Origin of the sequence: Amycolatopsis halotolerans (genome assembly GCF_042647905.1) — a bacterium.
Classification (GTDB): Bacteria; Actinomycetota; Actinomycetes; order Mycobacteriales; family Pseudonocardiaceae; genus Amycolatopsis; species Amycolatopsis halotolerans.
The window spans coordinates 37301-48294 of record NZ_JBHRWI010000029.1 but is presented as its reverse complement, the minus strand read 5'-3'; the positions used below and the strand labels follow the sequence as shown (position 1 = coordinate 48294).

Here is a 10994-nt window from a genome sequence, read left to right as displayed (position 1 = left end):
TGCCTTTCTTATTTCACAAGTCACCTGTCGATCGAGCTGTTTCCAACGCGTGCAGCGATACATACCGTTGCTTCTGCACGAAAGCCGAACCCCGCCCGCTACCGCTGTGCGGAAGGGGGGCACTCAACTGCCGATGGGCCTGATCGCCCGGCTTCGTCAGCAGAAACACCTGGTACCGCCCATGGCGCCAAGCGCCGGCGGAAGCTTCGATCACCGCAGCGATTTTGCGGTCGAACCGATCATCCGATCCTCGCAGTCGACTGGCCGACTCGGGTGTCCACTCGACGCCGTCCCGGCGGTGGACAACCGCCGGGACATCCTGCTTGATTTCCCGGCCGGAGTAGAAAGCAACCCGCTGAACTGGGCGGAACGCACGACCGGACTGGCATACGTAGGCACGCACCTCCTCGTAGAGCGGCCATGCGTGTTTCGCGGGAACCACCACTGTGTCCTCAGCGGTGACTGGACGCTCGGCATAAACAGCCATCGCCGGGCTGCATTGCTCCAGCCATCGTGCCGCATCGCCATCGATGTACGACGCCAGTTCGAGAAGCTTCCGGATCTCGAAAGGGATGTCCACGTTGATCGTCGAGTCGTGGTGTGCCAGCCGGTTCCGGAACTTGCGGACCCGTTCGGCCGCGACGACAACCTGCTTGCGGGTGCCATTGGAATGAGGAAAGGCGTGTCGCAGGCACTCCCGCCAAAGCTGTTCGTACTTCGGCCCCAGCAAGCCCGTCCAGAAGCCAAAGCTCAACCCCGCGACGATCTGGTGCCGTGTTTCCTGTCGCAAGGCACGAAGCCGATGGCGGACAGCGGACACAGCCTGCTCGACGTAGTCTCCGCCAGGCACCTGAAGCAAGAACCAGGGAATGCCGCAATCGTCTTCGCGGAAATGCTCGCGCAAACACCGATCGAGAGCATTGCGAAGCAACACCTCTAGATGACCGACTGTCAGGAAGGCAGCCGATGACATGCGCGCGCTCCACGCATACAGGTCCAGCGCGAGGTCGCGATCTCCTCCCGCTTCAGCCAGGTAGGGTGCCATCCTCGGTTCGGACAGCATGTTCCAGACCACGGTTCGGTCTACGTCGACAGACGACACCGGTCGATGCTATCGTGATCGTCGAACGCCCCAGGGTCGCCTCTGCTTGCAAGCGCCTGGGGCTCCTTATTTTCCTCCCGATTGCTGACCGGAGCGACATCAGCCGTGGTCAGGACCTTCTGGGAACCACAGGCAATACCCAAGCCCGGGCGGCTCCACTGGGCCGACAGGATCGCGTCCGCCAACGCCGCTGCCGAACCCCGCGCCGTTCCCCGGTGGCTCAGCACGAACGTCACCGATCCCGGATCGGGCAGCCCCGCGATCGGGACCAGCCCGTCCGGGACCACGGACGCCGCGAACAGGCCGACGCCGAGCCCCGCTTCGAGCGCGACCCGCAGGCCGTTGAGCCGTTCGCTGACACAGCCGATGCGCCACTGGACACCGTTGCGGCGCAACGCGTTCAGCGCGCGGGCCCGGGTGACGCTCGGCTCCGGGTAGAGGACCAGCGGCAACGGCTCGCCCGGGAGCAACTCCAGCCCGGGCGAGCCGACCCACACGAGCGGATCCCGCCGCACGCCCTGCCCGGAGTCGCGCTTGGCGAGCACCAGGTCGAGGTCTCCGTCGGCGAGCCGGGAATGCAGCACCTCGCTCAGCTCGACCGACAGTTCGAGGTCAATTCCCGGATGCGCGCCGCGGAACCGGCCGAGGACGTCCGCGGCGTGGCCGAGCAGGAAGTCCTCGCACACCCCGAACCGGACCCGCCCGCGCGGGCCCGGCCGGGAGAAGTAGCGCAGTGCCCGGTCCTGCTGGTCGAGAATGCCGCGAGCGAAGCCGGTCATCGTCTCGCCGTCGCCGGTGAGCCGCACGCTGTGCGTGTCGCGCTCGAACAACACGCTGCCGAGCGCCGTCTCGAGGCGGCGGACGTGCTGGCTCACCGTCGACTGCCCGAGATCCAGCCTGCGGGCGGCTTCGGAGAACCCGCCCGCCTCGGCCACAGCGAGAAAAGTGCGCAGCAGCACCGGATCGATCACTACTCCGGAGTACCACTCTCGGTGCGCGACCGTGTACCAGGTGTGGGCACTGCCACTACCGGCGGCGGGTGATCACCACCGGCTTGAGATCCTTCGGGATCGCGGCGAACGCGGACACCGGAACCCCGAACGAGGCCGCGAGAATCTCGCGCGGCAGCGAGTTGAGCGTCCCGACGATGCCGATGTCGTCGTTCGGCTCCCCGGTGCTGGTGTTGAACATGACGAGCACGTCCAGGCCTTCGGTGGTGCTGGAATTCGCGAAATAGTGGAAGAATCCCTGCGGGGCGAAGACGAGTTCACCGGCTTTCGCACTGAACACCTCATTGTGGTAACTGCCGTCCTCGTGCGTGCCGAGAATGCTCCAGTCCGCCTTGCCGGAAATGATGTAGTTCAACTCCCACGCGGACGGGTGCCAGTGCGGTTCGCGCACCCCGCCCGGGTCGAGGTGCACCAGGTACACCGAGCCCTGCTGACCGGCCAGCACCGGGAAGTTCTTCTCGTGGGCTCCGCGCAACGTCCCGCCGTCGTGGACAGCCGGCGCGGATTTGGCAAGCGGGAAAACATACGGCGGCTTCCCTGGAGCCGCGGTGCTCGCCTGCGCGGTTCCGGTCGCCCCAAGAGCGGCCGCCGCGGCGATTCCCGCACCCGCCCCGAGCGCACCCCGCCTGCTGATTTCCGACATTCTTTCCGCCTTTCCCAGAAACCGTGGAAGATCTGCTGCCTCTGATTCTTCCGAGAACACGAAAACCGGAAAGTGCTTGGCGCGGATCACTGCTATCGCGCACCGCGATGAGCGAACGCGGTACAAGCCCGGGGCGGCTGTGGGACGATCTCGTTCCCCGAAACCCCCTGTCCTGGAGGCGATTCGTGACGTTCGCAGTCGGCATCTTCGACCTGTTCAGCTTCGCCGTCCCCGGAGCGGTCCAGCTGTCGCTGCTGGTCTACGTGCTCGACCGGCTGGGCGTGCTGCACGTCGCCGCACTGACGTCCGCCCCGGGCGCGTTGCTGGTCGCCGGAGCCGTGGTGGCCAGCTACCTGCTCGGACACCTCTTCCACCCGCTGGCCGGGCGACTGGACCGGCTGCGCCCCCGGCAAGACGCGGAAGAGGCCCGGAAGGAGTTCATCGCCCGGGTCCCGCAGGCGCGCGACCGCGCTTACGTCCAGGTCGACCCAGCACTGCTCGTCGCGGCGGCCGAACTGCACGACAAGGACGCCGCCGGGGAGATCGTCCGGATGCGCGCGCAGTCGGTCATGCTGCGCAATATCGCGTTCGCTTTCACGCTGGCCGCGGTCGTCGCACTCGTGCAGACCGCGACCGGCCCGCATCGAGTCGTCGCGGGCGCGGGCGCCGCGCTGTCAGTTCTCGGCTCCGCCGGGGCGCTGGGCAGCAGCCGGAAGGTCTGGCACATGTCCAGGCGGAAGACGCTGGAGGTCTGTTACTGGGTGCCGGACATCGACCAGACCTTCACCGCCGAAACCCCGACGGCGGGATAGCGGACCCGGCGACTCCTGGGCGGGCAGCCTCTGCTCACCGGCTGGGACATGGCGGGCCTCTGCGCCGGGTACCCGCCATTCACGTGCTCAGGCGTGCGGGTTCCTCCGCACAGCCCAGCCGGCTCCGCTCGCGCGCGACTTCCTCCGCTCGGCCGACGCCGCTCAGACGGGGGCATCCTTCGCCCAGCTCACTCCGCTCAAGCGCGCAGCTTCCTCCGGCCCACTCCGCTTAGGCTCGCGGCTTCTCCCGCACGCCGGAGCCCAACCGTCCCGAAGCCCGCTCCGCCCAACCGCGAAGCTTCCTCGCCGAGCTCGCCTCCGCTCAGGCGCGCGGCTTCTCCCCCGCGGTCTCCTCCACGTCGGAGCCCAGCCGTCCCGAGGCCCATTCCGTGATTCGCCTCGCGACGTCCTGGGCGGTCAGGCCGATTCGGTCGAGTACCTCGGCGCGGGTTCCATGGTCGTGGAATGCCTGCGGCACCGCGAGATCGCGCAGCGGGACGTCGCATTCGGCATCCCGCAGCACGGCCGCCAGGGCTGAGCCGAAACCGCCGTGACGGCCGCTGTCTTCGACTGTCACTACGAGTTTATGCTGTTCCGCCAGCGCGACCAGTTCCGCGGGCACCGGGACCACCCAGCGCGGATCGGCGACTGTCACGCCGATGCCTTGGTCTGCCAGGCGGTCTGCGGCCGAAAGGGCCAGCTGCGCGAACGGGCCCACCGCGACGAGCAGCACGTCTGTCGAGCCTGACGGGCGGCGCAGCAGGTCGACTGTGCCGATCCGCTCGACTGCGGGCACGTCCGGGCCGACGCTGCCCTTCGAGAATCGCAGGGCGGTCGGGCCGTCTTGCACCGCGACTGCTTCGCGCAGTTCCTCGCGGAGGGTTCCCGGGTCGCGCGGGGCGGCTACTCGCATGCCCGGCACCATGCCCAGCAGCGACAGGTCCCACATGCCGTGGTGGCTCGGGCCGTCCGGGCCCGTGATACCGGCGCGGTCCAGGACGAACGTCACCGGCTGGCGGTGCAGCGCGACGTCCATCAGGACCTGGTCGAACGCCCGGTTCAGGAACGTCGAGTACAGCGCGACGACCGGGTGGCAGCCGCCCATCGCGAGGCCCGCCGCGGATGTCACCGCGTGCTGTTCGGCGATGCCGACGTCGAACCAGCGGTCCGGGAAGCGCTCGGAGAACTTCTCCAAGCCGGTCGAGCGCAGCATCGCGGCGGTGATCGCCACGACGTCCTCGCGCTCCTCGCCGATCTTCGCCAGCTCGTCGCCGAACACGCCGGTCCAGCTGGGGCCCTTCACCGGCGGCAGGCCGGTCTCCGGGTCGATCGGGTCGGTCTGGTGCATCTGGTCGGCCTGGTGGTTGACCGCGGGTGCGTAGCCGTGGCCCTTTTCGGTGACGACGTGCACGATCACCGAGCCGCCGAAGGCCCGTGCGCTCTGGAACGCCTTCTCCAGCGCGACCAGGTCGTGGCCGTCGACCGGGCCGAGGTACTTCAGGCCGAGGTCGGAGAACATCACCTGCGGGCTCAGCGCGTCCTTGATGCCCGCCTTGGCCGCGTGCAGCGCGGCGTAGATCGGCTTGCCCACCACCGGGGTGCTGCGCAGCAGCTCGCGCCCGCCGTCCAGCAGCCGCTCGTAGCCCGGCTGCAGCCGCAGCGACGCCAGGTGATCGGCCATCCCGCCGATGGTCGGCGAGTACGACCGGCCGTTGTCGTTGACCACGATCACGACCGGGCGGTCCTTGCGCCCGGCGATGTTGTTGAGCGCCTCCCAGCACATGCCGCCGGTGAGCGCGCCGTCGCCGACCACCGCGATCGCGTGCCTGCGCGGGCCGCCGGACAGCTCGAACGCCTTCGCCATTCCGTCCACATAGGACAGTGCGGTGGACGCGTGGCTGTTCTCCACCAGGTCGTGCTCGCTCTCGCCGCGGCACGGGTACCCGGTGGGGCCGCCCTGCTGGCGCAGCAGGTCGAAGTCGACGTGCCGCCCGGTGACGATCTTGTGCACGTACGCCTGGTGCCCGACGTCCCACACGATCGCGTCGCGCGGCGAGTCGAACACCCGGTGCAGCGCGAGCGTCAGCTCGACCACGCCCAGGTTGGGGCCAAGGTGCCCGCCGCTGCGGCGGACCTTGTCCACGAGGAAGTCCCTGATCTCGGCCGCCAGCTCGCCGAGGTCCTCGACGCTCATGCGCTTCAGATCCGCCGGTCCGTGCACCGAGTCCAGCATGGTCACCGCTCCACCTCGCCCGTTTCTTCCTCCGCCGGTTCCGGCCAGTCTACGGACGGCCGCCACCTCGGTCCGGCCGCCCGCGTCCCGGATCACAGCCGCGGCCGGAACGCAACTCCACGAGCGGGGAAGATCACCAGCCCGGTCAGTCAAGTCGCGGTCACCCGGCGTGGCCGTGATAATCCCGGACGGACCCCCGAGCTCGAGAGGACCCCATGGCGGACTTGTACATCGGCGGCGAATGGGTGGACGCGCGTGCGGGCGGGCGACGCGAGATCCGGTGTCCCGCGGACGGCAGCCTGGTCGCCGAAGTCGCCGAAGCGACCGCGGAAGACACCGAAGCCGCCATCGCCGCGGCACGCCGCGCGTTCGACACCGGCCCGTGGCCTGGCACCCCGGCCGGCGAACGCGGCAACCTGCTGCTGCGCGCGGCCGACCTGCTCGACCGCGACGCGGAGGAGTTCGCCCGCGCCGAATCGCTCGACACCGGCAAACGCCTGGTCGAGAGCCGTTACGACATGAGCGATATCGCGGCTTGCCTGCGTTACTTCGGCAAGCTCGCGGGCAACGACGCGGGCCGCGTCGTGGACACCGGCAGCGCGGACTCGTTCAGCCGGATCGTGCACGAACCGGTCGGCGTGTGCGGGCTCATCACCCCGTGGAACTACCCGCTGCTGCAGACGGTGTGGAAGATCGCCCCGGCGCTGGCGGCGGGCAACACGTTCGTGCTCAAGCCGAGCGAGCTGACGCCGCACACCTCGATCCTGTTCATGCGGCTGCTCGCCGAGGCCGGGCTGCCCGGCGGCGTCGCGAACCTGGTGCTGGGCGCCGGTCCGGCGGCCGGAGCCCCGCTGTCGGAGCACCCGGACGTCGACCTCGTGTCGTTCACCGGCGGGCTGGCCACCGGACGGGTGATCGCGGCGAACGCGGCGGCGACGGTGAAGAAGGTCGCGCTCGAACTCGGCGGCAAGAACCCGAACGTCGTGTTCGCCGACGCGGACTTCGAGACCGCCGTCGACTACGCGCTCACCGCGGTGTTCCTGCACTCCGGGCAGGTTTGCTCGGCCGGTGCGCGGCTGATCGTCCAGCGGGAATGGCACGACGAGTTCGTCGACGAACTGGTGCGCCGCGCGGAGCGGATCCGCCTCGGCGGGCCGTTCGACGAGAACGCCGAGACCGGGCCGCTCATCTCCGCCGCGCATCGCGAGAAGGTGGAGCGCTACGTCGCGACCGCCATCGAAGAGGGCGCGGTCCTGCGCACCGGCGGCAAGCGTCCGGACGACCCGGCGCTGCAGGACGGCTTCTACTACCTGCCGACCATCCTCGACAACGTACGGCAGGGCAGCACCGCGGTCGTCGAGGAATCCTTCGGCCCGGTGCTGACCGTGGAGACGTTCACCGACGAGGACGACGCCGTCCGCATCGCCAACGACACCCACTACGGCCTGGCCGGCGGCGTGTTCACCCAGGACGCCGCCCGCGCCCAGCGCGTGGCGAACCGGCTCCGGCACGGCACGGTGTGGATCAACGACTACCACCCGTACCTGCCGCAGGCCGAATGGGGCGGCTACAAGCAGTCCGGCTTCGGCCGCGAGCTGGGCCCGACCGGGCTGGCCGAGTACACCGAGGTCAAGCACATCCACCAGAACCTGAAGCCCGGTCCCCAGCACTGGTTCTCCGGCTGATCCCCCTCCCCCACCGAAAGGAACTCTGCCCTTGAGCGACACCGGCGATCGCGAACTCGGCGAATTCGGCTACACCAACCAGCTCAAGAGAACGCTCGGCAGTTTCCACACCTTCGCTGCCGGCATCAGCTACATCTCGGTGCTGACCGGGGTGTTCCAGCTGTCCTACCTCGGCCTTTCCGAGGGCGGCCCGGCCTATTGGTGGTCCTGGCCCGCGGTGTTCATCGGACAGCTGATGGTGGCTCTCTGCTTCGCCGAACTGGCCGCGCAGTACCCGGTCGCCGGGTCGGTCTACAACTGGGCGAAGAAGCTCAGCAACCCGCACATCGCGTGGATGGCCGGCTGGATGATGCTGCTGGCCTCGATCGTCTCGATCTCCGCGACCGCGCTCGCCTACCAGCGGACGCTGCCGCAGATCACGTCGTTCTTCCAGTTCATCGGCGACGGCACGGGGACCAGCGACGCGGCCAACGGCGTGCTGCTGGCCACCGTGCTGATCGTGTTCACCACGCTGATCAACGCGTTCGGCGTGAAGCTGATGGCCCGGATCAACAGCGCGGGCGTGTTCGTGGAACTGCTGTTCGCGGTGCTGCTGGTGGTGTTCCTGGCGTTCCACTTCGTCCGCGGCCCGTCGGTGGTGACCGAGACGAACGGCACCGAGGCCGGGCATTCGTCCGGTTACCTCGGCGCGTTCCTGATCGCCGGCATCGCCTCCTCCTACGTGATGTACGGCTTCGACACCGCAGCCTCGCTCGGCGAGGAATCGCTGAACCCGCACCGCAACGCGCCGAAGGCGATCCTGCGCGCGCTGGTGGCCTCCTTCGTGCTGGGCGGGCTGATCATCCTGTTCGCGCTCATGGCCGTGGGCAACATCCACGCGCCGGAACTCGGCACGGTCGGCCTGCAGTACGTGCTCACCGACGCGCTCGGCCCGGCCATCGGACGCGTGTTCCTGTTCGTGGTGTTCATCGCGATCACCGTGTGCGTGCTGGCGGTGCACACCGCGGCGATCCGGATCGCGTTCGCGATGGCGCGGGACAACGCGCTGCCCGGCGGCCGGAAACTGGCGCGGGTCAACAAAACGACCGGCACCCCGGTGCTGCCCGCGATCGTGATCGGCGTGCTCGCGGTCGCGCTGCTGGTGCTGAACATCAACTCCACGCAGATCTTCTCGGCCGTCACCAGCCTCGCGATCATCCTGATCTACCTGTCCTACCTCCTCGTGACCGTGCCCATGCTGATCCGCAGGCTGCGCGGACGCTGGCCGCGCGAGGGCGCCCCGGAAGGCCGGTTCTCCCTCGGCCGCTGGGGCCTTCCGGTGAACGTGCTCGCGGTGCTGTGGGGCGGCGCGATGACGGTCAACCTGGCCTGGCCCCGCAACGAGATCTACAACGCGACCCCGCCCTACCACTGGTATCTGCAGTGGATTTCGGTGCTGTTCGTCGGCGTCTTCGCGGCCGGCGGCTTCGCCTATTACTGGTTCGTGCAACGGCACAAGGTCGGGGTGCTGGCGGACCACGCCGCCGCCCCCGCGCCCGATGAGGAGGTTTCCCGGTGAGCGCAAGCGAGTTCGACTACGTGGTGGTCGGCGGCGGCACGGCAGGATCAGTGGTGGCGGCCCGGCTGTCCGAGGACCCGGACGTGACGGTCTGCCTCCTCGAAGCCGGACCGTCCGACACGGACGTGCCGGAGGTGCTGGAACTGACCCAGTGGATGGGCCTGCTGGAATCCGGCTACGACTGGGACTACCTGGTGGAGCCGCAGGAAGCGGGCAACTCCTACCTGCGCCAGGCCCGCGCCAAGGTGCTCGGCGGCTGCTCGTCGCACAACTCGTGCATCGCGTTCTGGGCCCCGGCCGAGGACCTCGACGAATGGGCCTCGATCGGCCTGCCCGGCTGGTCGGCCGCCGACGTTTTCCCGCTGTACAAGCGGCTCGAGACCAACGACGGCCCCGGCGAGCACCACGGCCGCTCCGGCCCGGTCACCATCCGGTCGGTCCCGCCGCACGACCCGGCGGGCGCGGCGCTGCTGTCCGCGTGCGACCAGGCCGGCATCCCGACGACGGAGTTCAACTCCGGCAAGACGGTCACCCACGGCGCGAACTGGTTCCAGATCAACGCCCGCGAGGACGGCACCCGGTCCTCGGCATCGGTGTCCTATCTGCACCCGATCATGGGCAAACGGCCGAACCTCGAGATCCGCACCGGCGCGCGAGCGAAGCGGCTGCTGTTCGACGGCCGCCGCTGCACCGGCGTCGAGGTGCTGGACCCGGACCTGATCCACCACAGCACGATCACCGCGCGCCGCGAGGTCGTGGTCAGCTCCGGCGCGATCGACACGCCGAAACTGCTGATGCTGTCCGGCATCGGGCCCGCCGAACACCTGCGCGAGGTCGGCGTCGAGGTGCTCGTGGACTCGCCGGGCGTCGGCTCGAACCTCGAGGACCACCCCGAGGGCCTGGTGATGTGGGACGCCCTGCAGCCGATGGTCACCGAATCCACGCAGTGGTGGGAAATCGGCATCTTCACCAGGACCGAGGACGGCCTCGACCGCCCGGACCTGATGTTCCACTACGGTTCGGTCCCGTTCGACATGAACACCGTCCGGCACGGCTACCCGACGACGGAGAACGGCTTCTGCCTGACGCCGAACGTGACGCGCAGCCGATCGCGAGGCACCGTGCGGCTGCGCACCCGTGACTTCCGCGACAAGCCCAGGGTGGACCCGAGCTACTTCACCGACGAGTACGACATGCGCGTGATGACCTACGGCGTGAAGCTCGCCCGCGAGATCGCCGCGCAGCCCGCTCTCGACGAGTGGGCCGGCGTGGAACTCGCGCCGGGCCGGGACTGCAAGACCGACGACGAGATCGCCGACTACCTCCGCAAGACGCACAACACCGTGTACCACCCGGCGTGCACGGCCCGGATGGGCGCGGACGGCGACCCGGAGGCGGTCCTGGACGCCCGCTTGCGCGTCCGCGGCGTCGAGGGCCTGCGGGTGGCCGACGCTTCGGTGATGCCGTTCCTCGTCACGGTGAACCCGTGCATCACGACGATGGCGATCGGCGAGAAGTGCGCGGACATGCTCAAGGAAGACCGGAGCTGACCTTCGGGCGGGTGGTCGTGTCCCGGCGGGCACAGCCACCCGCCCGCCTCGGCTGACGGGACCGGTCAGCCCGCCGGTTCTCAGCCGGCTCGTGGCCAGAGCCCGTGCCGCGGCCAGCATTTCGCGCAGAATCATGTCCGCCCCTCGCTTCGTCCTCGCGCACCTCCTCGATGCACACAAGGTCAGTCGCCAGCGAGCGCGCGCAGGTTCTCGAGTAATCGAACCGTTACCAAAAGTCACCATCGCCGGCCGGGCGCAGCCTTGTCCAGGACGTGAATTTCGTTGCGGGACAAGCAATCGAACGGTCGGGAGAAGTCGAACGCAGCTGCAGGCCTTGCGCCGAGGCACATCCGCCGGACGGCACCGGAGCCGCACAGAACCGCCAAGGCCTTCACCGAGGC

Annotated in this window: 8 protein-coding genes; 4 read left to right on the top strand and 4 right to left on the bottom strand. The window is 68.9% G+C overall.

The annotated features are described in order from the left end of the window. Positions 1 to 13 precede the first annotated feature (13 nt). Genes ACFORO_RS24750 through ACFORO_RS24740 form a run of 3 tightly spaced genes read right to left on the bottom strand, consistent with a single transcriptional unit; the run spans position 14 to position 2755 of the window. Positions 14 to 1102, bottom strand: a complete 1089-nt coding sequence (locus ACFORO_RS24750) for a hypothetical protein (protein WP_377868117.1) — start codon at positions 1100 to 1102, stop codon at positions 14 to 16. Beyond that, complete coding sequence (locus ACFORO_RS24745; RefSeq protein ID WP_377868116.1) at positions 1084 to 2073, bottom strand: LysR family transcriptional regulator; 990 nt, start codon at positions 2071 to 2073, stop codon at positions 1084 to 1086. Before ACFORO_RS24745 ends, ACFORO_RS24750 begins: the two co-directional genes overlap by 19 nt. 55 nt (positions 2074 to 2128) lie before the next feature. After that, positions 2129 to 2755 carry a cupin domain-containing protein gene (locus ACFORO_RS24740; protein ID WP_377868115.1) on the bottom strand — a complete coding sequence of 209 codons (627 nt, stop codon included), beginning with the start codon at positions 2753 to 2755 and terminating at the stop codon, positions 2129 to 2131. Positions 2756 to 2940: 185 nt separating this feature from the next. Between ACFORO_RS24740 and ACFORO_RS24735 the strand changes: the two genes are divergently transcribed. Beyond that, positions 2941 to 3567: a hypothetical protein gene (locus tag ACFORO_RS24735; RefSeq protein WP_377868114.1), complete on the top strand. Its 627-nt coding sequence runs from the start codon at positions 2941 to 2943 to the stop codon at positions 3565 to 3567. Positions 3568 to 3889: 322 nt separating this feature from the next. On the opposite strand, the gene dxs is transcribed toward ACFORO_RS24735, so the two are convergent. Continuing rightward, positions 3890 to 5806, bottom strand: coding sequence for a 1-deoxy-D-xylulose-5-phosphate synthase (gene dxs / locus ACFORO_RS24730; RefSeq protein WP_344267534.1), 1917 nt, complete (start codon positions 5804 to 5806; stop codon positions 3890 to 3892). A gap of 209 nt (positions 5807 to 6015) precedes the next feature. On the opposite strand from dxs, the gene ACFORO_RS24725 reads away from it, so the two are divergent. From ACFORO_RS24725 to ACFORO_RS24715, 3 genes are read left to right on the top strand one after another with little or no spacing between them, the layout of a single operon-like run. After that, positions 6016 to 7485 (top strand): aldehyde dehydrogenase family protein, encoded by a 1470-nt coding sequence (locus tag ACFORO_RS24725; protein ID WP_354750446.1) that lies wholly within the window; start codon positions 6016 to 6018, stop codon positions 7483 to 7485. 31 nt (positions 7486 to 7516) lie between these two features. Continuing rightward, complete coding sequence (locus ACFORO_RS24720; protein WP_377868113.1) at positions 7517 to 9043, top strand: APC family permease; 1527 nt, start codon at positions 7517 to 7519, stop codon at positions 9041 to 9043. After that, on the top strand, positions 9040 to 10593 hold the full coding sequence (locus ACFORO_RS24715) for a GMC family oxidoreductase (RefSeq protein ID WP_377868112.1): 1554 nt from the start codon (positions 9040 to 9042) through the stop codon (positions 10591 to 10593). Before ACFORO_RS24720 ends, ACFORO_RS24715 begins: the two co-directional genes overlap by 4 nt. Positions 10594 to 10994 lie beyond the last annotated feature (401 nt).

What these genes read in the sequence shown, in the direction of transcription:
- ACFORO_RS24740 (WP_377868115.1), bottom strand. Translation starts at nt 2,755, where the DNA reads ATGTCGGAAATCAGCAGGCGGGGTGCGCTCGGGGCGGGTGCGGGAATC.
- ACFORO_RS24725 (WP_354750446.1), top strand. Translation starts at nt 6,016, where the DNA reads ATGGCGGACTTGTACATCGGCGGCGAATGGGTGGACGCGCGTGCGGGC.